The organism is Lysinibacillus sp. UGB7 (genome assembly GCF_049058285.1).
Lineage (GTDB): Bacteria > Bacillota > Bacilli > Bacillales_A > Planococcaceae > Lysinibacillus > Lysinibacillus sphaericus_B.
In genome coordinates, this window is the sequence record NZ_JBMGUV010000002.1 from 254221 (window position 1) to 276873 (window position 22653).

Sequence of the window (22653 nt, forward strand, 5' to 3'; positions counted from 1 at the left end):
ATGAGTAGATGTATACATAGAGTGCTACACGTAATTTTTAACTTCTTTCAACAGAAGTCTCCCACCTCTATAGGTGGTGAGATGAATGCGGGTTTAAGTTACTTTTCAGCGGGTGTCTAAACACCTGCTGAAAGAAAAAGCTTCCGGCGGATGTCGCGGAATCGGAAAGGAGTTCTTTGTGCAAGCAAAACCGAATCCGGACGCAATTATGCCGAGGCATAATTGATTGAGATATGTTGATTTTGCTGTGAATCAGGTAAGTCATTTTGCGCTTACCTTTTGGATATGCTACGATGCAAAGAGAAATGTGTAATGTTTTGATATGCAGGAGGGTTTTTACGGATGTCGAATGTTGATTTATTGAAAATAGAACAAGCAGTTAAGATGATTTTAGAAGCGGTCGGTGAAGATGTAAACCGTGAAGGGCTACTTGATACGCCAAAGCGTGTTGCTAAAATGTACGCAGAAATGTTTAGTGGCTTACATGAAGATGCAAAGGATTATTTTAAAACCGTTTTCCATGAAGATCATGAGGAATTAGTACTTGTAAAGGACATTCCATTTTATTCAATGTGCGAGCATCACCTGGTGCCGTTTTACGGAAAAGCACATGTAGCTTACATACCAAACGATGGCATTGTTGCAGGGCTTAGTAAATTAGGGCGTGCAGTAGAGACGATTGCCCGTCGTCCGCAGTTACAGGAGCGTATTACTTCATCTGTGGCAGATACAATTATGGAAATGCTATCGCCACAGGGCGTTTATGTAGTCATTGAAGCAGAACATATGTGCATGACTATGAGAGGACTTAAAAAGCCGGGTTCGAAAACAGTGACTTCTGTGGCGCGTGGCATTTATCAAGAAGATGAAATAAAACGTAGAGAAGTCTTATCATTTATTCAAATGTCTTAAATTGCATGTCTAATTGTGTTATGATGTACTAAGAATTTGTCGGATTTAAGGAGTGTACAGACGATGGCGCAAGATTATATAGTTATACAGGCAGAAGAAGATGGCGTGCATGTGATTGGTTTAACACGTGGGACGGATACAAAATTCCATCATTCTGAAAAATTAGATGCTGGTGAAGTAATGATTGCTCAATTCACTGAGCACACATCTGCTATGAAAATTCGGGGTAAAGCACAAATCCATACAGCACATGGTGTAATCCAGAGTGAAGGGAAAAAGTAACGTCGCTTTGTAAAGATACCTTCTATTCCACGGTAACAAACGCACAGTGTGAGTGTAAATATTACATTTGTGCATGTATTTCTATGGCTGAGTAGGTGGGGCCCGCAAGCTGCGGTCACATATACAATATAACAAAAGTAAAAACGAGTATGTGTTCTTTAATTCGGTTTACGGGCAGTTGGGTTTCCTACCATTTTTTTCTCAGCGTCTCTGTGGTGGGGGTCTTACTGCCCGTTCATGCTGGTAAGCAAAAACTTTTTATTCCGAATCGTTGCTTATGCTATAATGACTCAGTAAGCAAGCGTTGTATCATGCATATGATAAACGTATTCGAAAGTGAAATGGAGTAAGGTCTATGAATGCAACATACATTCAAAATTCAATTGCACAGTTAAAAACAGAGATTTTCATGGATGTTCGTCATAGAACTTTGCAAAAATACACAGGAGTGCCTGTGCTCGATGAAAATCAATTGTTTCACTTGTTAGTTCCCTTTTTGAATGGTGAAGAGTGGCAACAAGAACAAAGAGAAGCGGCAATTACTGTTGGCATTGTGTACGCAGCCCTAGCGGCTCACGATCATATAAAAGAATTAGACGCCACTTCAAAAGAACAGCAGCTAACCGTTTTAGCCGGAGACTTTTATAGTGGTCGTTATTATGAGATTTTGGCGATGTCGGGAAATGTCGCATTGATTCGAAACTTGTCTCAAGGAATTGTATCGCGTTGCGAGCATCAAATTAAAGTATATGAGGCAGAAAAACGTACGGTCGAACAATGGTTTTCCTCAATCAGCAATATAGAATCAGGTTTAATTGCGCAGTTTTTTAAGCTCTATGCGTATAGAGAATATGTACCGATTATGGAAAAGAGCTTATTAATTATACGCTTGGAAAGAGAATTTCTTTCTTACCAGCGTGGACAGGTATCCATAATGAGTAAAGTGCTTGAACAAAGTGCAGAACAGGCAGGCGCGACCTACAACAGCGTTATGCAAGACAAAATTGCGCGTTTAAAAACAGAGTTGTTGCAGTTTTTAGACCAAGCATCATTTTTACAAAGTGATGTGAAACAAGCTCTACAAGCGCGCGTAGAGGCATCTATCGCCTCTACTAACGGATAAGAGGGGTTTTCAAAATGGCTAAATCGAAAGAAGAGCACGTACACGAAGTATTTGAAAGTATTTCGGAAAGCTATGACAAAATGAATGGTGTTATCAGCTTCCAAATGCATGTCGGCTGGCGCAATGATACGATGAAGCGTATGGCTGTTAAACCTGGATCGAAAGCTTTAGATGTTTGCTGTGGTACGGCAGATTGGACAATTGCCTTAGCTGAGGCTGTTGGAGAACAAGGTGAAGTAAAGGGCTTAGATTTCAGTAAAAACATGCTGAAAGTCGGAGAACAAAAGGTAACTGCCTATCCGCAAATTGAGCTTATACAAGGGAATGCAATGGAATTACCGTTCCCGGACAACACATTTGATTATGTGACAATCGGTTTTGGGCTTCGTAATGTACCAGATTATTTACAAGTGTTAAAAGAAATGCAACGTGTTGTGAAACCAGGTGGAATGGTTGTATGTTTAGAAACATCACAATCTGAAATTCCAGGCTATCGACAACTATTCCGATTTTATTTTAAATATATTATGCCGTTATTCGGTAAAATGTTTGCGAAAAGCTATAAAGAATATTCATGGTTACAGGAATCTGCAAATGATTTCCCAGGCATGAAGAAGTTAGCACAAATGTTTGGACAGGCAGGTTTAGAAAAAGTAACGTACAAAGCATACAGTGGCGGCGCTGCGGCAATGCATATGGGCTTAAAAAAAGTACGTTAATGGGGGAAGGTTTTCACGCGTGGAAAAGATGAAGTTAAAACTACTCTATTCCGATTTGAAATCAGATATAGATATCATCGAACAAGAATTAGAAAAAGCGGTGAACTCGTCTTCACATTTGATTAATGATGCTTCTCTCCATTTATTACAAGCTGGTGGCAAACGAATACGACCAATTTTTGTGTTGCTTGGCGCGAAATTTGGCGATTATAATATCGAAAAGATGAAAGATGTGGCTGTGCCTCTAGAGCTCATTCACATGGCGTCACTAGTGCATGATGATGTGATTGATGATTCCGATATGCGAAGAGGACGACCGACTGTCAAATCGCAATGGAATAACAGAGTAGCAATGTACACGGGCGATTTTATTTTTGCGCGTGCACTTGAATATATTACAAAGCTCGAAGACCCACTTGTACATCAAATTTTGGCGCGGACAATGGTGGAAATTTGTAACGGTGAAGTCATTCAAATTGAAGATAAATTTAGGTTGGATCAGGGCTTAAAGGATTATTTTAGACGAATAAAACGAAAAACGGCTTTACTGATTTCTTCTAGTTGTGAGCTTGGTGCAGTGGCAGCAGGCGTTGATGCAAAAACGGTGAGCCATTTAAAACGCTTTGGATATTTTGTTGGCATGAGCTTCCAAATTATCGACGATGTCTTAGATATCATGGCAACCGATAAAGAATTAGGGAAGCCTGCAGGTAGTGATTTATTGCAAGGAAACATTACATTGCCGATTTTATTATTAAAAGATGACCCACAGTTGCAACCTTATTTAGCGAAAGTGTTTGCAGGTACGTTAACAGAGCCGGAACGTCAAAAAATGTTGCACTATGTGCGTAAATCTGATGCTATTGCGCAAGCTAATAAAATGAGCGATAAATATTTAAAAAAAGCATTACAAGAAATAGATGCTTTGCCAAAACACCCCATAAAGAAAAAATTACGTGACATTGCTTTATTCATGGGCAAGCGTAAATTCTAGCTTTTTGTTGTACAAAGGCTCATTTTTTGTTAATATTTATCGGTAGGTGTAAAACCTGTTAGACGAATTTAAGGAGTGTTTTAAACATGGCAATCGAACAAACTTTTTTAATGGTTAAGCCAGATGGCGTAAACCGTCAAGTAGTAGGTGACATCGTTGATCGTTTTGAACGTCGCGGTTTTGAAATGAAAGGCGCTAAATTAATGGTAATTCCACAAGAATTAGCTGAAAAACACTATGCTGAGCATTCTGAGCGTCCATTCTTCGGTGAATTAGTAGAATTCATCACTTCTGGCCCAGTATTCGCTATGGTATGGGAAGGCGAAAACGTTATCAAACTTGCTCGTACAATGATGGGAGCAACTAAACCGGAAGAATCTAATCCAGGTACAATCCGTGGAGACTATGCAACAACTGTTTCTCACAACATCATTCACGGTTCTGATTCACTTGCTTCTGCTGAGCGTGAAATCGGCTTATTCTTCGGTGAAGATTTAGTTTAATTAGCAAATAGATCAAGCAATCTCAATTTTCATTGGGATTGCTTTTTTTATTGTTAAGATGAAGGAGGATAGGATAAAGTTTTGGCGAAGTGGCGGATAGGATTGGAGAAGTGACGGATAGAACAGGAGAAGTGACGGATAAAACAGGCAAAGTGACGGATAAAAGCAGCGAAACCATGGATAGAGATACATATATATATTTGTTAAAAACTTCTTACTCTAGTAAAATAAATGCTATAATATTCTGATAATTGGATATTGTTAAATAGTTTAAGGTGGGGAATATATTTTCTTATATGTAAATACACTTTAACGTATTGTATGAATGCAACTATGGTTTGAGAGAATTGATTTGGTAAAGGGGTTTTTTTATGAGAGAAGTTGTGATTGTAGCAGCTGTTCGAACAGCTATAGGGAGAAGTAAGGGAGCATTAAAAAATGTCCGCGCAGACGATTTAGCAGCAGATGTGTTACAGGAAGTCGTGCAACGTGCGGGTATCGATAAAGGGCAGGTAGAGGACGTCATTTTTGGCTGTGTGACGCAAACTGCCGAACAAGGCGCTAATATTGCGCGCACAGCTTTATTAATGGCAGGCTTCCCGGAGACGGTGCCTGGTGTAACAATTGATCGGCAATGCGGCTCTAGCCAACAGGCAGTGCATTTCGCATCACAAGCTATTTTAGCTGGTGATATGGATATTGTCATTGCTGGTGGTGTGGAAAGCATGACAAGAGTGCCAATGTTTTCGAATATGAAGGACGCTCATAAAGGTAACCGCTTACAAGAAAATTATACAATTATACATCAGGGGCTATCGGCTGAAAGGATGGCTGAAAAATGGCAGCTTTCAAAAGAGCAGTTGAATAACTATGCCTACCAAAGCCATAGACGAGCTCTAGCAGCAATTGAAGCGGGTCATTTCAAACAGGAAATCATGCCTGTTCAGGTAACGCAAGAAGATGGTTCAGTTACATTATTTGCAGTAGATGAAGGACCCCGTGCTGAAACGACGGTCGACATCTTAAAGGGTCTAAAAACTGTCTTTCAAGAGGATGGCATCATCACAGCAGGCAATGCAAGTCAAATGAGTGATGGGGCTTCCGCTGTTGTTGTCATGTCATTAGAAAAGGCACAGGAGCTCGGTATTCGACCACTTGTCAAAATTGTAACGAGAGTTGTAGTAGGCTCTGATCCGACACTTATGCTAACAGGCCCTATTGAAGCCACGAGACGTGCACTTGAGCGCTCTGGACTGACAATAGAAGATATCGATACGTATGAGGTGAATGAAGCTTTTGCACCGGTGCCATTAGCTTGGCTGCATGAAATTGGAGCAAATCCAACTAAATTAAATCCTGATGGTGGCGCCATTGCCTTGGGACATCCACTAGGCGCAACTGGCACAAAGTTATTGACGACGATGCTGTACCGGATGGAACGTGAGAATTTGCGTTACGGTTTACTAGCAATTTGCGAAGGTATGGGCATGGCAAATGCCACAATTATTGAAAAATTGTAAAGGAGTTGTGTCACATGAAATGTCATGAGGTAGTAGCGGTTGTAACAGGTGGCGCGTCAGGCTTAGGTGAAGCAACAGTACGTAAAATTGTAGGAGAGGGTGGCAAGGCTATTATTTTTGATGTCAACGATGAGCGAGGACATGCAATTGTAGAGGAACTAGGTGAAAATGTCCGATATGCACGTGTTGATGTTACGAAAGAGCTAGATATAGCAGCGGGACTAGAGCAAGCACTAGCATCATTTAGCACCATTAATGTCGCTGTAAACTGCGCAGGAATAGCCGATGCGAGTAAAGTACTGTCAAAGCGTGGTGTACATACGCTTGCTTTATTTGAAAAGGTGATAGCAGTTAATTTAATCGGTACATTCAATGTTATTCGTCTTGTAGCTGAAAAAATGCAGCATAACGAGCCAAATGAGGATGGTCAACGCGGTGTAATTATTAATACTGCGTCTGTTGCAGCTTTTGACGGTCAAATTGGACAAGCAGCATATAGTGCGTCCAAGGGTGGTGTAGCGGCGATGACATTGCCGATTGCACGTGAGCTTGCGGAAATTGGCGTACGTGTGATGACCATAGCGCCAGGATTAATAGAGACCCCGATGTTTGGATCGTTACCAGAGCAAGCGAGAACGGCACTTGCTGCAATGACACCGTTTCCTAAGCGCCTAGGCAGGCCATCCGAATATGCAATGCTTGTGGAAAGTATTATTCACAATGGCTTGTTAAATGGTGAAGTGATTCGTCTAGACGGAGCTATTCGCATGCAACCGAAATAGGGTCGTTGCAATATTAAGTAGGAGCATTGAAAAGAATAGGACTTATAAAATCATGAAGAGCTAAAATATTGGTTTGTAGCAGCAAGCAGCCTTGGGCGTTATAAAGTTTATAAACGAAAGGGAGCGATAATATGCATATGATGGACACACCATTATTACTAACGAGTTTTTTGAACCGAGCAGAGCGTTATTTTCATGCAAAGAAAATTTATTCTCGTACAAGCCCTACAACGATACACGAGTTTACTTACAAAGAATATGTAAAACGTACTCGTAAACTAGCGGATGCCCTCACGAAACTTGGGATGGCACGTGGCATGAAAATTGGTACTTTTGCTTGGAATCATCATCGCCATTTAGAGGCTTATTTTGCCGTACCATGTGCTGGTGCCGTTTTGCATATGATTAATATTCGATTGACACCTGAGCATATCGCATATGTCATTAATCATGCAGAGGATGAAATCTTGCTGATTGATGATAATTTAGTTCCACTGCTTGCGCCGATAGCCTCTCAACTTACAACAGTGAAGCATTTTATTGTGATGGGGGATAATGTCGCGTTAGATAGTGTGCCATTACCGAACGCGCGCTCTTATGAGGAATTACTAGCGGAAGCAAGTGATGAATATTCTTTTCCAGAGAATTTAGATGAAAATGCACCTGCTGGCATGTGCTATACAAGTGCAACAACAGGCATGCCAAAAGGTGTAGTCTATACACATCGGAGCATCGTGCTCCATAGTATGACGGCAGGACTCTCTGATAGCATTGGTATCTGTGAAAACGATGTCGTGCTGCCTGTTGTACCAATGTTTCATGCGAATGCATGGGGCTTGCCATTCGCCAGTGTCCTGTTCGGATCGACTCAAGTATTACCAGGACCTATGTTTACACCACAGCTTTTACTCGATTTGTTTGAACAGTATAAAGTGACTTTAACAGCAGGTGTGCCGACAATTTGGCTAGGAGTGTTACAGGAGCAACGTACTAATCCACGTGATTTATCATCGTTGCGCTCAATTGTATGTGGTGGTTCAGCTTCTCCAATGGGACTTGTTCGGGGTTTTGAGGAGGAGCATGGCATTCCGTACTATACAGGCTATGGTATGACGGAGACATCGCCGCTCGTGAGCTTATCGACATATCTATCGCATATGCAAGACTATTCATCGGACGAAAAAATGCATGTGCGAGTGACTCAAGGAATTACAGTGCCTTTTATTGAAACGCGCATTGTCAACGAAAATGGTGAGGTACCTTGGGATGGCAAAACGATGGGGGAAATTACGATAAGAGGCCCGTGGATTGCAGCGGAATATTATAAGGATGAGCGCTCGCAAGAAGCCTTTAAGGACGGCTGGCTTTATACGGGTGATATTGCGGTAATGACACCAGATGGCTATATAAAAATTACTGATCGCACGAAGGATTTAATAAAGAGTGGTGGCGAATGGATTTCATCTGTTGAGCTTGAAAATGCATTGATGTCACATGCCAAGGTATTTGAAGCGGCGGTTATTGCTATTCCGCATGAAAAATGGCTCGAACGACCGTTAGCATGCGTTGTACCGAAACCTGAATTCAAAGATACTATTACAAAAGAGGAACTGCTTGATAGCTTACGTAATCAATTCCATAAAACGTGGATTCCTGATGATGTTGTCTTTTTAGACGAGGTACCAAAAACGTCAGTTGGTAAATTCATGAAGGCCAAGCTTCGGGAGGACTTAAAAGATTTTCGAGTAGAAGTTTAAGTGATTCCGTAGAAGTTTTTCACCATCCAGATGGTCAATGCCTAGTTCACTCGATTTTTTTGCAATACCGCAAAAGTAAGAATAGTATGCGAGGAGTATTCCTTGTGTACTATTTTTTTATATAAGATAAAAATCTGCCTAGACTCCTGCGCATCGTATGTTTGTCGAAAGTAAAACGCCAGTAACAGTAATACAAGAGCACGAGACCTAGCAATGAGCCCCAAGTGAAACAAAGGCTATTCACATCACGTCCAGTGACAATGTATCTAGGCGAAAGCGATGAGTCAGCGGCGCAAAGCCCTCGTGTCCAACAGCCTGTTTCTGACGCTTCGCTTTCGCACATAAAATACTTGTTGCCCTGATGTGGTCGTGCCTTGCCGGTGGAAAGTAGAGTGGAATGTTACCATTCAGGAGGGCGACATATACGGGTTAAAGATAGTCTCTTTTATTAGAGACACGAAAAACGAAACTATTTAAGCATTTTGTCGTATAATTTAATAAAAGATGGAAGGAAGTGGATTCATGAGTATTGCAATGGTAGCCATTGTAGGCGGGGTATTGGTTGCTTTAGCAGGGATATTTACCGATGCACGTACAAGAGGACAAAAAATTAAATTGAAGACAATTGAAAAAGAAGTAGAATTAGAAAAACTAAGATTGGAATCGTATACACAAGAAACTGAAAAAATGAGACTAGAATTAGAACATTCGAAAGTGTTACTATTAGAGGTAAAGCAAAATTTAACGAAGGAACCTTGATTCGGCGTGAAAGACACTATTTCGGTAATGGCCATTTTCCGCTATAATGGTAGTACGACGCTAGAGGGGAAGATGACCGTATGTCTGATTATGAACTATTTGTAGAAGGTATAAAGCGCAAGACAGGAATTGATTTAGCGTTATACAAAGAAGCACAAATGAAAAGACGTTTAACCTCTCTCTATGAGAAAAAGGGGTATCGTAATTTCGTTGATTTTCTTAAGGCACTAGAGCAAGACCGTGATTTAATGAACGAATTTTTAGACCGTATGACGATTAATGTGTCGGAGTTTTATCGTAATGGTAAGCGTTGGGAAGTATTGCAGAAAAAAATATTCCCAAAGCTACTGCAAACAAATAAGCGTTTGAAAATCTGGAGTGCTGCATGTTCGACTGGAGAGGAACCTTATTCATTGGCTATGGTATTGTCTCAGTTAGTCCCGTTATCTCAAATACAAATAACTGCCACTGACTTAGACGAGAACGTCATTCAAAAAGCCAAACTTGGGGTATATCCAGAGCGCTCTTTAGCAGAAGTGCCGAAAGACATTCAAGCAAAGTATTTTGAACAAGAGGGAAACTTCTATCGAGTCAAGGATGACATTAAACGTTGCGTAACATTTAAAAAACATAATTTACTAAAAGATAATTACGATTCGAATTATGATTTAATTGTTTGCCGCAATGTGATGATTTACTTTACAGAAGAAGCGAAAGATCAAATTTACACGAATTTTAGTAAAGCATTGCGTAAGGATGGCATCTTATTCGTTGGATCAACGGAGCAAATTTTTAATCCATCACGGTATGATTTTGAAGTAGAGGATACATTCTTCTATCGAAAAAAATAGTAAATAATATGAAGCGCATTCGTACAATGGACAAGATGAATGTCATGTACATAAATATTGCCAAGCATTAGACATAGATGATCGTACACTTTTCGCTTGTCATAAGCAAAAAGCGTACGATTTTTATTAATCACTACAAAACAATCTTTTTTTATACAAATCGTTCAGAATATTCTCATTTAATATGGTGGTATCATATATTTTAAAGGTGTACATATTGCTAGTGTGAGACAAAATTTGAATGTCATTACACTGAGTCTTAATTGATTGGTTAGACATTTGTAAAAGGACTGTTTTTTTAGAGAATATATGTTATAGTGAAAAATACATACTTTAGCGAGTTGAAGGGAGAAAGCGTTTATGCGTTATTTAACAGCAGGAGAATCACACGGACCCCAATTAACAACCATTATTGAGGGCTTACCGTCACTCTTACCAATTACAGCAGAAAAAATTAATCACGATTTAAAACGTCGCCAAGGAGGTCATGGCCGCGGTCGCCGTATGCAAATCGAAACAGATACAGTAGAAATTGTAGGTGGCGTTCGTCATGGGCAAACACTTGGTTCTCCTGTTGCACTGGTTGTTACAAATGATGACTGGAAGCACTGGACGAAAATTATGGGGGCAGAACCGTTAGCAGAGGATATCAATCCGGATGATGTAAAACGTCAAATTTCACGACCACGCCCAGGACATGCCGATCTAGTAGGAGGCATGAAATACGGACATCGTGATTTGCGAAATATTTTAGAGCGATCTTCAGCACGAGAAACAACAGTCCGTGTGGCAGTCGGAGCTGTTGCAAAAGCATTGTTAAATGAACTAGGTATTTCTATCGTGTCTCATGTAACAGAAATTGTTGGCATTAAAGCAGATACATCATTAGTGGAAGGAAAGTCAGTAGATGAAATTCGTGCCATTGTGGAAGCAGATCCATGTTACTGTGTTGACCCAGTTGCGTCTACGCAAATGGTCGAGGCGATTGACGAAGCGAAAAAGGCAGGCGATTCTATCGGTGGTGTTGTTGAAGTCATCGTAGAAGGTATGCCAGCAGGTGTCGGTTCATATGTTCATTACGACCGTAAACTAGATTCGAAATTAGCTGCGGCTATGCTGTCTATTAATGCTTTTAAAGGTGTTGAGTTTGGGATTGGTTTTGAAATGGCACGTCGTAAAGGTTCGGAAGTTCATGACGAAATCATTTGGTCAGAAGAAGAGGGCTACACGCGTGCTACGAATCGTCTAGGAGGCTTAGAAGGCGGTATGTCTACAGGAATGCCTATCGTTGTGCGGGGTGTCATGAAACCAATACCTACATTATACAAACCATTGCAAAGTGTAGATATCGAAACAAAAGAACCATTTAAAGCAAGTGTAGAACGTTCAGACAGTTGTGCAGTACCAGCAGCATCGGTTGTGGCTGAGCATGTTATTGCCTGGGAAATAGCCAATGCAATTATGGATCAATTCCATGCTGATCAATTGCCACAACTGAAAGCTCAAATCGATGAGCATCGCCGTTACACAAAGGAGTTTTGATATATGCGTGTACCAGTAGCGACAAAATCGCATCAATATGATGTTGTGCTTGGGCATAATTTTTTAACCGAAGCGGTCAAATCATTTGATGACAAGCTGCAACAAGCTGATAAGCTCATTGTTTTTACAGATGAAAACGTGTGGACTGCGCAAGGGGCATATTTCGAGGCGAATTTCCCATATGATTTTGAAGTTTTTGTGCTACCAGGTGGTGAGGCTTGTAAAACCTTCGAACAATATCATGCAGCACAAACTTTCTTACTGGAACAGAAATGTTCACGTAAATCATTTATTTTTGCCTTAGGTGGAGGAGCTGTTGGGGATTTGACAGGCTTTGTTGCTGCGACATATATGCGTGGTGTACCATTTATTCAAATCCCAACGACGATTCTAGCCCATGACTCTGCAGTTGGAGGTAAAACCGCCATTAACCATCCGCTCGGCAAAAACATGATTGGTACCTTTTATCAACCAGAGGGCGTTATTTACGATACAGTTTTTACAGAAACGTTACCTGAGCGTGAGATACGTTCAGGCACAGCAGAGGTCATTAAGCACGCAATGATTTCAAATCCAGCATGGCTACAAGAATTAATGACTGCCGATACAGTTATTCATTTCAATATAAACGATTTAGCCAAGCAGCTAAAGGCTGGTATTGAGGTGAAGGCGAAAATTGTATCAGAAGATGAAACAGAGCAATCCGTGCGTAAATACCTTAATTTAGGTCATACATATGGTCATGCCATTGAGGCTGCTGCAGGTTATGGCAAAGTAGCACATGGTGAAGCCGTGATGATTGGCCTTGTGTACTGCCTGTTATTAAGTGAACGTTATGGAGCGTTAAATCGTGACTTTACCATTTCATTTTTGCATTTTGCGTTGAAAAATGGTTATCCATTTCATGCGGTGAATGACTATTCATTTGAGCATTTAACTGAGTATTTACTAAAAGATAAAAAGGCGGAGTACGGCGTGTTACAATTTGTGCTACTGAAAAAAATTGGGGAGCCGTTTGTGCAGCCAATTGAATTAAGCGAGTGTAAAGAGGTAGATGCCGAACTCCGACAGCTATTAGCGGAGGTGCTTCTATGATTCGTGGACTAAGAGGTGCGATAACAATTGAATCGGATAAACCAGAGCTTGTATGGGATGAGACGGCAAGGTTAGTGCGAGAAGTCGTAGCAGCAAATAATGTTGAGGTAGATGCTATTGCTTCCATCGTAATTTCCACAACGCCAGATATTACATCAGCGTTCCCAGCACGGGCTGTACGATTAATGGAAGGCTGGCAGTATGTGCCGGTGATGTGCATGCATGAAATGGACGTGCCAAATGCTCTGCCATTATGCATCCGTATATTAATACACGCCAATGTAGATGTCGCGCAAAAAGATGTACAACACTTGTATTTAAACGATGCAGTGAAATTAAGACCAGATTTAGCCCAAGCTAAATAATTAGAGGAGATGTTTGAGATGAAATGGAAACAACAATTGGCCGGTATGCAAGCGTATAAGCCAGGTAAACCAATTGAAGAAGTTCAGCGTGAATTCGGCTTACAAGAAGTCGTGAAATTAGCATCAAATGAAAACCCATTTGGTTGCTCACCAAAAGTAACAGCTTATTTACAGGATAACGCAGTTAATCATGCTATCTATCCAGATGGCTATGCACAAAACTTACGTACAACTGTAGCAAATTATCTAGGTGTCAAAGAAACACAGCTTCTTTTTGGAAACGGCTCAGATGATATTATTACGATTCTTACTCGTGCCCTGTTGTATCCAGGTGTGAACACAGTTATGGCTGATCCATCCTTCTCGCAATACTGGCATAATGCTGACATCGAAGGGGCAGAAGTACGAAAAATTCCTTGTATCGAAGGGGCACACGATTTAGATGCTATGGCAGCAGCAATTGATGACAAAACATCAATCGTGTGGGTTTGTAGCCCAAATAACCCAACAGGTGTTGTCATTGCTGACGGTGATTTACGTGCCTTTTTAGCAAAAGTACCAAGCGATGTACTTGTTGTTTTAGATGAAGCGTATATCGAATATGTAACGCATCCGGCTCACAAAAACACACTACCATTAATCGAAGAGTTTCCAAATGTGCTATTAATGCGTACATTTTCAAAAGCCTATGGTCTTGCTTCATTCCGTGTTGGCTATGCAATCGGTCAGTCAGCAGTAATTGCGAAGCTTGACCCAGTACGTGCGCCATTCAATAATACAATTTTAAGCCAAGCTGTAGCGGCGATTGCACTGAGCGATCAAGACTATATTAAAGCTTGTTGTGAAGCAAATGAAAAAGGCAAAAAGCAATACGTTGAATTTTGTGAACAGCATAATTTAACTTACTACCCATCTGATACGAACTTTATTTTCTTTAATACGAATGCTGATAGCGATGTTGTGTTCCAAGAACTGATGAAACGTGGTTTTATTATCCGGAGTGGGAATGCTCTAGGTACACCAGGGTTTATCCGTGTAACAATCGGTACAAAAGCTCAGAACGAAGCATTATTAGGACATCTTGAAGCGGTGTTAAAAGAGCAAGGGGTTTTTGCATGAGTCGCAAAGTACTCGTTATTGGGCTAGGCTTAATTGGAGGCTCGATTGCCCTTGCTCTACAGAAAGCACCAGAAACCCAAATTATAGGCTATGATATGGATGCCAAAACTCGTGAGCATGCAAAGACATTAAAGATAGTGCATGAGGTTGTAACCGATCCGAAAGATGTCGCTGCCGACGTCGATGTCATCATTTTTGGCACGCCCGTCAATGCTACACTTGAGTGGATGGAACAACTCAAATCATGGCCGTTAAAAAATAAAGTAATCGTAACAGATACAGGTAGTACGAAAAAAATGATTATGCAAAAAGCTGGAGAATTACGTGCTCAGGGGATTACGTTTATCGGCGGACACCCAATGGCGGGTTCTCACAAAAGTGGCGTTTTAGCCGCAAAGGCGCATCTTTTCGAAAATGCATATTATATGCTGACGCCACTTGCAGGTGAAGAAATTATTAATATGGCTCAGCTTGAAAGTCTATTAAAATTTACACATGCGAAAGTTGTAAGTGTATCAGCACGTGAACATGATCATATGACAGCTGTTGTAAGTCATTTTCCACATGTCATCGCAGCCTCTCTCGTTCATCAGCTCGGAGAAGAGAATGGAGAGTATCCCATGACACGCTCACTCGCGGCAGGTGGCTTCCGTGATGTGACGCGTATTGCATCGTCTAATCCGATATTGTGGCGTGATATTACACTACAAAATCGTGATGAGCTCATTGCGCAGTTAGAGGGCTGGCAAGCAGAAATGGACCGTGTCAAGGAACTGTTATTAGACGGTAATTCAGACGATATACAAAATTATTTTGCTGTTGCGAAAGACTTGCGTGATGAACTTCCAATTAGTGCAGGTGCTATGTTTACATCCTTTGATTTGTATGTGGATGTTCCTGACTACCCAGGGGTTATTTCTGAGGTGACAGGTATACTGGCTGATGAAGCAATCAGTATTACAAACTTGCGTATCGTGGAATCTCGAGAAGACGTCTTCGGAGTACTTGTCATTAGCTTGCAAAGTGAAAGTGACCGTGAACGTGCTGCAGCTTGTATTCAAAAACGTGCAAACTTTGAAACATATATTTCATAGAAAAAATGCGTTCGCGCTCGTGTCATAGCGCTGAGTGCCTTGATAAAAGAGAAAGCGTCGATGTATCGGCGCTTTCTATCTTCATATGGAGGGAGAAATAGCTATGAGTGAAAAAGTATTACAGTATCATAAACCATCCTTAAAAGGGACATTAACAATTCCAGGTGATAAATCAGTATCACACCGCTCTATCATGTTTGGCTCGATCGCAACTGGAAAAACGACGGTCGATGGCTTTTTACTAGGTGAGGATTGTTTAAGCACAATAGATTGCTTCCGTAAGCTTGGTGTGAAAATTGATGTTGAAGGAACAAATGTAGCAATTGACAGTCCAGGTATTGATGGTTGGCAAGAACCTACAGAGGTATTATACACAGGTAACTCGGGTACAACGACACGCTTAATGCTTGGAATTTTAGCTGGTTCGAATGTCCATACAGTAATGACAGGCGATGCATCTATTGGAAAGCGTCCAATGCGTCGCGTTATTGACCCCTTACGTCAAATGAGTGCGCATATTACAGGAAGAGCTGATGGACAATTCACACCATTAGCCATTCAAGGGACACCGTTACAAGCAATCGACTATAAAATGCCCGTTGCAAGTGCGCAAGTAAAATCAGCTGTTTTGCTTGCTGGTTTACGTGCAGTAGGGACAACAATAGTAAGAGAAACAGAAGTATCACGAGACCATACTGAACGAATGCTGCGTCAATTTGGTGCACAGGTTGATGAGGACAACGGGATTATCTCACTAAAAGGAGGACAAACACTTACAGGTACCCATGTTGCTGTGCCTGGTGATATCTCTTCAGCTGCCTTTTTCTTAGTGGCTGGTGCTACTTGTAAGGATAGTCGTATCGTGTTAGAAAATGTGGGCATCAACCCAACTCGAGACGGTATTATAGAGGTTTTACAGAATATGGGCGCATCTATGGCAGTAATACCACATAAAGATGGTCAATCAGAGCCTACTGCAACGATTACAATTGAAACGTCCAAATTGACAGGAACTACAATTGAAGGTGACATCATTCCAAGACTGATTGATGAAATTCCTATACTTGCGTTATTAGCGACTCAGGCACAAGGTAAAACGATTATTAAGGATGCTGAGGAATTAAAAGTAAAGGAAACCGATCGTATTACAGCTGTAGTGGATGAACTGAAAAAATTAGGGGCTACTATTGAAGCCACAGAGGACGGCATGATTATCGAAGGGCCAACGCCTTTACAAGGGGCAAGTTTAAAAACATATGGTGACCACCGCATCGGTATGATGGGTGCTGTTGCAGCATTAATAAGCGATGGTGTCGTGACATTAGATGATGCACAATGTATAGCAGTGTCTTACCCGGCGTTTTTCGAGCATGTTGAAGCTGTGAAACAATAATCAACACGAGGCTCTCCAATACTTTTTGGGGAGTTTTTTCTTGTTTCGGAAGAGAATGTTTTGTAGCATAAAGGTATTAAGGAAAGAATAGGTGAATGACTGTGAACAATGCGATGACTGAAATAATGCAAGCACTTGAGCAAGGGGATTTAACTTTAATAGATCAACTACTTGAATCGTTTTTAACAAAGGAGCTACCAGAAGAAACTTACGCACTTGCGGAAGTATTTATGCAGTATGGATACATGAAGGAAGCAGACCGTGTACTAGAGCATTTACAATTTTTATTCCCAGAAGAGGCACAGTTAAAAATTGATCGTGCAAATGTCTTAATGGAGCTTGCTGATGAGGACGCAGCGTTAGATTTACTATTAGAAGTAGAAGATACGTCCCCAGAATACCCACAGGCATTATTGGTGTTAGCAGATTACTATCAAATGCAAGGGTTATTTGAAGTGGCAGAAAAGCGCATTAATGAAGCGCTAGCTATTTTACCTGATGAGCCACTTTTACAATTTGCTAAAGCAGAGCTAATGTTTGAAACAGGACGTTTTCTAGAGGCCGCACGTCTTTACGAGGAATTGCATGCACTACAAGAAGAATTTGCTGGTGTAAGTCTCGTTGAGCGACTTGCTGAGGTATATCGTGCAGGGGCTGCTTATGAAACAGCTTTAGACTATTATTTAGCTGCACTTGAAGATGAAGTGAAGCCCGATATATTATTTGGTGCTGCCTATTCAGCGTTCCAATCGCAAAAATATGAAATGGCCATTAAGCAATTAGAGGAGTTAAAAGAATTAGATCCTGATTATTTCTCAGCGTATCTATTGCTTGCGGAAAGCTATGCCATGTCGGAGGACAATACAAAAGCGTATGCGGCTATTAAAGAAGGCTTAAAGCGTGACGAGTACGATAAATCACTTTTCTTATTTGCTGGTAAAATGGCATTGAAAAATGGTCTGACAGATGAAGCCGAAAATTATTTACGTGAGGCGATTGCATTAGATCCTGAATATATGGAGGCGGTGTTAGCGCTGATCTCTGTTTTGACACAGCAAGAACGGTCTGAGGATGTCGTTGAGTTATTTGAAACGTTGCAACAAAATGATTTTGAATGGTCAACATTGTACCCGTTCGCAGCGGATGCATATGCTAATTTAGAATTGTACGACCGTGCATACGAATTTTATCGTTTGGCATATACTGATTTTAAGGAAGACGCAACATTTTTAGAAAAATATGTTTATTTCTTATTAGAAGAAGGCAAGCGTTCAGAAGCAAAAGAGGTACTTGGTCAATTAATACGCGTTCAACCTGGTGAACCAGAGTGGCAAGAAAAGTTAGAAAGCTTAGAATTTGAGTAAAGGAGGGAGTGGGTATGACTGCTTCTGTATCAGTTGTCGATAAAAAAGCATTTGTTCGATGGTTTTTAAAAAATTATCAATTGAAACGTCGTGAGTGTGTATGGATTTTAAACTACTTATTAAGTAATGATGAGTTGTTAAAGCGAATACGATTTGTCGAAGAAGCGCATTATTGTCCTAGAGCAATGGTGATGTCTACAGTTGACTCAACTGGTGTGCCATTTCGTTTTTACAAAGGCAATGTGATGACAGCAGATGCTGAGAAATCTTTCCATGATTTACGCTTACATGAACACGAAGATATGTATATACAATTGAATTTTCCAAATATACCTCCGAGTGCACAATACTTAGCAGTTCTTGAAGAAAACCCTTATATGCCAGAAACACTGATTGTCAGTGAAAAAGATCGTTTACTGGCAGAAGAGCTGCTTTCGAACAGCTTACTCGTATTCCAAGAAGAAAAATTACTCGCACAGATTGATGAAGCCCTGGACCAGGGAGATGAAGAACGCTTTTATGAATTGTCAAATTTGTTACAGGTTTTAAAAGAAACAGCTAATCTGCGCTAAACATTTGCCTCATAGGTAAAAATTGAATGTCCATTATCCACTTCTATATGGTAACATGACAAGTGAATGATTGTTTTCACTTTTTATTGGTTATCCTATTTATGGAGTGGAGAAGGGCATTTTTTATTTCGATTTACCACAGGCACACATATCTCAACAGATGGCGAGCAGAGAGCGGTAGTAGCTCGGTAGTAGCTCTTTCTTAGGGAGCGTGTAAACGTTGATAAAGCCTCTGGCGAATTTTCACTGTAGCTCACTGACCTCCGTTGGTAAAAATGCCACGTCCTGTGGCTTTAATGAAATGACCGACATCCAGTCGGGGCCCTCATGCAAGCTTACACACAATTAAAATCCGGACGCTCTTATGTCAGGGGCTAAGTAAATTAGCAATATGAGGAGGGTTATTAAGATGTATTTTAATGCAAACGATGTGACATCGTTTATGGCACAGAAGGAATTTATCGACACAGCGATTGTACCACTCGTAGCCATCGATTTAACGAATGAAAAAATGAAGCAGAGTGGTGCGGAAGCAGATTTTTTGTTATCGCTCACGGCTTTTATCGAGCAGCAATTTAAAGGCCGTTTGCTTGTCATGCCACCATTTTCTTATAGTACTACGTTGAAAAACGAAGAAATGCCAGTGCAATTAGAGGCACAATTACATAATGCTGGCTTTAAGCATGTGTTCTTCATTACTTGTGACCATTTTTGGACAAATATTGGAGATGTTGTAAATGTCATTTGGTTACCAGCCATTCCGCTAGAATCGATGGATAAAGGCGTGAAAAACTCCATTCTCGAAGATCAATTACGACAAGTAATTCCGTTGTTTTCGACTAAATGGGCACAGATTTAACAATTTGTTTCAATAAATGTTCACATTCTACAGCTTTCCACAGAATGCTATATTGACCAAGCTATGGACTTGATATATCATAGATATGTCCTAGTATTACTATTTGTAAAAGTATGTCCGTTGGACTGACCTTTAAAGTTAGAGGGGGGAAAAGGATGAGTAACAATCGAGTTTCACGTCGTCAATTTCTAAGTTATACACTTACTGGTGTAGGCGGATTTATGGCGGCAGGTATGCTGATGCCGATGGTTCGTTTTGCGTTAGACCCAGTGCTACAAAAACACGCTGGTGGGGATTTCGTCTTAACAGAACAAAAAATCGCTGACATCACTGAAGAGCCTATTAAAGTTGACTTCACATTTGAACAAGTTGACGCATGGTACAAATCTGATGTTACAAACGCTGCATGGGTTTATAAAAGCGGTGATGAAATAATCGCTTTATCACCAGTTTGTAAGCATTTAGGTTGTACAGTAAACTGGGCGGGCGATACAGCACACCCAGATCAATTCTTCTGTCCTTGTCACGCTGGGCGTTACGAGAAAAACGGAAAGAACATTGCAGGTACACCACCTCTAGGTCCGTTGGATGAATTTGAAGTACAAGAAAAAGATGGTTATTTAATGATTGGTCCATCAAGAGCAAATACTCTAGTTTAATTTGTAAGGGGGTACGAATTCAGTGCTAAACAAAATTTATGATTGGGTCGATGAACGATTAGATATTACACCGATTTGGCGTGATATTGCCGACCACGAAGTGCCAGAGCACGTTAACCCTGCACACCATTTTTCAGCATTCGTTTACTGCTTTGGTGGATTAACATTCTTCATCACAGTAATTCAAATTCTTTCTGGTATGTTCTTAACAATGTATTATGTACCAGATATCGAAAATGCTTGGAAATCAGTTTACTATCTACAAAACGAAGTAGCATTCGGTGAAATCGTACGCGGTATGCACCACTGGGGAGCTTCATTAGTTATCGTAATGATGTTCTTACATACACTTCGTGTATTCTTCACGGGTTCATATAAGAAACCTCGTGAGTTAAACTGGATGGTTGGTGTAGGTATTTTTGGTGTAATGATTGGTCTTGGTTTCACAGGCTATTTATTACCATGGGATATGAAAGCATTATTCGCTACTAAAGTAGGTATCGAAATTGCCGCATCTGTACCGTTTATCGGTCAAATGATTAAAGTATTGTTAGCGGGTGACGCAACGATTATCGGTGCACAAACGTTAACACGATTCTTTGCGATTCATGTATTCTTCTTACCTGCAGTATTGTTTGGGTTACTTGCAGCACACTTTATCATGATTCGTCGTCAAGGAATTTCTGGACCGTTGTGATTTACACTTGACGGTTCGATGACTTTTTAAAGGAGGGGACACTATGCATCGCGGAAAAGGAATGAAATTTGTCGGCGATTCTCGTATTAAAGCGAATCACAGAATGCCGAACGTTCCAAAAGATTATTCCGAATACCCAGGTAAAACAGAAGCTTTCTGGCCAAACTTCTTGCTTAAAGAGTGGATGGTCGGTGCTGTTTTCTTAATTGGTTATTTATTGTTAACTGTCGCTCACCCGTCTCCACTTGAGGGACAGGCTGACCCGACAAATACAGCTTATATTCCATTACCGGACTGGTACTTCTTATTCGTGTACCAATTATTAAAATACACATATGCTTCTGGTCCATACAATGTAATCGGAGCAATTGTAATGCCGGGTATTGCGTTCATGGCGCTTTTATTAATGCCGTTCTTAGATACGACACCAGAACGTCGTCCATCTAAACGTCCATTACCAACAGCGTTCATGTTATTAACACTAGCTTCAATGTTCTATTTAACTTGGGAATCAGTTGTAAACCATGACTGGGAAGCATCTAAGAAACAAGGCGAAATTAAAGAAGAAGTTGAAGTTGTTATTGATGAAACACTACCAGGTTTTGCAATCTGGAATGGTGATTCTGGTGAGCAGGCTAAGTCTTGTATTGGCTGTCATGCTGCTGATTTAAGTGGCGGTCCAGCTGCACCATCATTATTAGGTAATACGTTAACAGCTGAAGAGATTGAAGATATCATGAAAAATGGTCGTGGCGGTATGCCAGGTGGCCAATTCCATGGTACTGATGAAGAAGCTAAACAATTAGCTGAATTTATCGCAAGCTTAAAGCCTGTAGAATAACATTAGTTTGAAAGAGTCAGGAAACTGGCTCTTTTTTTCTAGCTTTTTAGCTATTTTTAACGGTGAGAATGGAGTCAAATGGAAACGCGTATCTAAAACCGGAGTTAGTATAGAAAAACCGTATATTCGCATCGACAAACAATTATTTTTTGTCAACAAAGAGGCGTTTACGAGCACCACACGTCAATTCATACATAATATTAAAGAAAAAAAGACATCTTAGTAAAGACGGATAGTAAAGGAGTTTTATTTATGCAAATGACACGTGCAAACATCTGGTATCTCCTTACGCATAAATCATTTTTAATAGTATTACTTATCGTGAATCTATTAGGAACGATCTACGGCTATTATTGGTATGGCTGGCAACTTGCCATCACGGAGCCTATTTTTTATATTTTCGTACCGGACAGTCCGACTGCCAGTTTGTTTTTTTGCTTTGTATTAACGGCATGGATTGTAGGTAAAAGTTGGCCCCTTATGGAAGTATTAGCGCTTGTAACATTGGTGAAATACGGCTTATGGGCGGATGTCATGAACATTTGGACGTTGGTTGAAACAGGTTCTATTGGTTGGCAGGGCTGGATGCTTGTCGGTTCGCATTTTGCGATGGCTGTGCAAGCAGTGCTTTACATTGGGAAGTATGTATTTACATACTGGCATGTTGCCGTAGCAGCTGTATGGACTTTGCATAATGATGTGATCGATTATGTGTTTGGGCAAATGCCCATGTATCGAGATTTAGCAAGTTATACAAACTATATTGGTTATTTTACATTTTGGTTGTCAATTGCCTGTATCCTTCTTGCTATTTTCTCAATGAGGTGGCGCAAATATTTGCCGAATTAGGT

At 40.6% G+C, this 22653-nt stretch carries 24 protein-coding genes; all 24 read left to right on the forward strand.

The genetic code is table 11. The features are described from left to right. Positions 1 to 342 precede the first annotated feature (342 nt). The 24 genes from folE (at position 343) to ACOMCU_RS03695 (ending at position 22651) form a co-directional block, all read left to right on the forward strand. The gene (folE, locus tag ACOMCU_RS03580; protein WP_010858801.1) at positions 343 to 912 is read left to right on the forward strand and encodes a GTP cyclohydrolase I FolE; all 570 of its coding nucleotides are present in this window, start codon (positions 343 to 345) and stop codon (positions 910 to 912) included. 63 nt (positions 913 to 975) lie between these two features. Next, positions 976 to 1194, forward strand: a complete 219-nt coding sequence (gene mtrB, locus ACOMCU_RS03585; protein WP_010858802.1) for a trp RNA-binding attenuation protein MtrB — start codon at positions 976 to 978, stop codon at positions 1192 to 1194. Positions 1195 to 1549: 355 nt separating this feature from the next. Continuing rightward, positions 1550 to 2317 (forward strand): heptaprenyl diphosphate synthase component 1, encoded by a 768-nt coding sequence (locus tag ACOMCU_RS03590; protein WP_010858803.1) that lies wholly within the window; start codon positions 1550 to 1552, stop codon positions 2315 to 2317. A gap of 14 nt (positions 2318 to 2331) precedes the next feature. Continuing rightward, entirely contained in the window at positions 2332 to 3036 is a 705-nt protein-coding gene (locus tag ACOMCU_RS03595; RefSeq protein ID WP_010858804.1) for a demethylmenaquinone methyltransferase, read from the forward strand. Between the two features lie 19 nt (positions 3037 to 3055). Further along, positions 3056 to 4030 (forward strand): heptaprenyl diphosphate synthase component II, encoded by a 975-nt coding sequence (hepT, locus tag ACOMCU_RS03600; protein WP_036130023.1) that lies wholly within the window; start codon positions 3056 to 3058, stop codon positions 4028 to 4030. Positions 4031 to 4116: 86 nt separating this feature from the next. Beyond that, on the forward strand, positions 4117 to 4533 hold the full coding sequence (gene ndk / locus ACOMCU_RS03605) for a nucleoside-diphosphate kinase (protein WP_010858806.1): 417 nt from the start codon (positions 4117 to 4119) through the stop codon (positions 4531 to 4533). 371 nt (positions 4534 to 4904) lie between these two features. Continuing rightward, positions 4905 to 6053 (forward strand): thiolase family protein, encoded by a 1149-nt coding sequence (locus tag ACOMCU_RS03610; protein ID WP_421049471.1) that lies wholly within the window; start codon positions 4905 to 4907, stop codon positions 6051 to 6053. A 14-nt stretch (positions 6054 to 6067) separates the two neighbouring features. Continuing rightward, positions 6068 to 6835: a 3-hydroxyacyl-CoA dehydrogenase gene (locus tag ACOMCU_RS03615; protein WP_010858808.1), complete on the forward strand. Its 768-nt coding sequence runs from the start codon at positions 6068 to 6070 to the stop codon at positions 6833 to 6835. 131 nt (positions 6836 to 6966) lie between these two features. After that, positions 6967 to 8592, forward strand: a complete 1626-nt coding sequence (locus ACOMCU_RS03620) for a long-chain fatty acid--CoA ligase (RefSeq protein WP_421049472.1) — start codon at positions 6967 to 6969, stop codon at positions 8590 to 8592. 522 nt (positions 8593 to 9114) lie between these two features. Next, the gene (locus ACOMCU_RS03625; RefSeq protein WP_421049473.1) at positions 9115 to 9351 is read left to right on the forward strand and encodes a hypothetical protein; all 237 of its coding nucleotides are present in this window, start codon (positions 9115 to 9117) and stop codon (positions 9349 to 9351) included. A gap of 80 nt (positions 9352 to 9431) precedes the next feature. Further along, positions 9432 to 10202, forward strand: coding sequence for a CheR family methyltransferase (locus tag ACOMCU_RS03630; protein ID WP_010858811.1), 771 nt, complete (start codon positions 9432 to 9434; stop codon positions 10200 to 10202). A gap of 360 nt (positions 10203 to 10562) precedes the next feature. Then, positions 10563 to 11744, forward strand: a complete 1182-nt coding sequence (gene aroC, locus ACOMCU_RS03635; protein ID WP_010858812.1) for a chorismate synthase — start codon at positions 10563 to 10565, stop codon at positions 11742 to 11744. Positions 11745 to 11747: 3 nt separating this feature from the next. Then, on the forward strand, positions 11748 to 12839 hold the full coding sequence (aroB, locus tag ACOMCU_RS03640; protein WP_010858813.1) for a 3-dehydroquinate synthase: 1092 nt from the start codon (positions 11748 to 11750) through the stop codon (positions 12837 to 12839). Beyond that, positions 12836 to 13204 carry a chorismate mutase gene (gene aroH / locus ACOMCU_RS03645; RefSeq protein ID WP_010858814.1) on the forward strand — a complete coding sequence of 123 codons (369 nt, stop codon included), beginning with the start codon at positions 12836 to 12838 and terminating at the stop codon, positions 13202 to 13204. Before aroB ends, aroH begins: the two co-directional genes overlap by 4 nt. A gap of 18 nt (positions 13205 to 13222) precedes the next feature. Further along, the gene (gene hisC / locus ACOMCU_RS03650) at positions 13223 to 14323 is read left to right on the forward strand and encodes a histidinol-phosphate transaminase (protein WP_421049474.1); all 1101 of its coding nucleotides are present in this window, start codon (positions 13223 to 13225) and stop codon (positions 14321 to 14323) included. Further along, a complete protein-coding gene (locus ACOMCU_RS03655) occupies positions 14320 to 15417 on the forward strand; it encodes a prephenate dehydrogenase (RefSeq protein WP_010858816.1) in 1098 nt (365 codons plus the stop codon). Before hisC ends, ACOMCU_RS03655 begins: the two co-directional genes overlap by 4 nt. Before the next feature lie 103 nt (positions 15418 to 15520). Continuing rightward, the gene (gene aroA / locus ACOMCU_RS03660; RefSeq protein WP_421049475.1) at positions 15521 to 16810 is read left to right on the forward strand and encodes a 3-phosphoshikimate 1-carboxyvinyltransferase; all 1290 of its coding nucleotides are present in this window, start codon (positions 15521 to 15523) and stop codon (positions 16808 to 16810) included. Between the two features lie 95 nt (positions 16811 to 16905). Next, positions 16906 to 18174, forward strand: a complete 1269-nt coding sequence (locus ACOMCU_RS03665; protein ID WP_010858818.1) for a tetratricopeptide repeat protein — start codon at positions 16906 to 16908, stop codon at positions 18172 to 18174. Positions 18175 to 18188: 14 nt separating this feature from the next. Next, a complete protein-coding gene (locus tag ACOMCU_RS03670) occupies positions 18189 to 18746 on the forward strand; it encodes a ReoY family proteolytic degradation factor (RefSeq protein ID WP_010858819.1) in 558 nt (185 codons plus the stop codon). 409 nt (positions 18747 to 19155) lie between these two features. Further along, positions 19156 to 19605, forward strand: coding sequence for a DUF2487 family protein (locus ACOMCU_RS03675; RefSeq protein ID WP_010858820.1), 450 nt, complete (start codon positions 19156 to 19158; stop codon positions 19603 to 19605). A 155-nt stretch (positions 19606 to 19760) separates the two neighbouring features. Then, positions 19761 to 20264, forward strand: coding sequence for a ubiquinol-cytochrome c reductase iron-sulfur subunit (locus ACOMCU_RS03680; RefSeq protein WP_010858821.1), 504 nt, complete (start codon positions 19761 to 19763; stop codon positions 20262 to 20264). Positions 20265 to 20286: 22 nt separating this feature from the next. Beyond that, positions 20287 to 20961, forward strand: coding sequence for a menaquinol-cytochrome c reductase cytochrome b subunit (gene qcrB, locus ACOMCU_RS03685; RefSeq protein ID WP_010858822.1), 675 nt, complete (start codon positions 20287 to 20289; stop codon positions 20959 to 20961). A 43-nt stretch (positions 20962 to 21004) separates the two neighbouring features. Further along, entirely contained in the window at positions 21005 to 21802 is a 798-nt protein-coding gene (locus tag ACOMCU_RS03690; RefSeq protein WP_010858823.1) for a menaquinol-cytochrome c reductase cytochrome b/c subunit, read from the forward strand. A 252-nt stretch (positions 21803 to 22054) separates the two neighbouring features. Then, the gene (locus ACOMCU_RS03695) at positions 22055 to 22651 is read left to right on the forward strand and encodes a DUF1405 domain-containing protein (RefSeq protein WP_010858825.1); all 597 of its coding nucleotides are present in this window, start codon (positions 22055 to 22057) and stop codon (positions 22649 to 22651) included. Positions 22652 to 22653 lie beyond the last annotated feature (2 nt).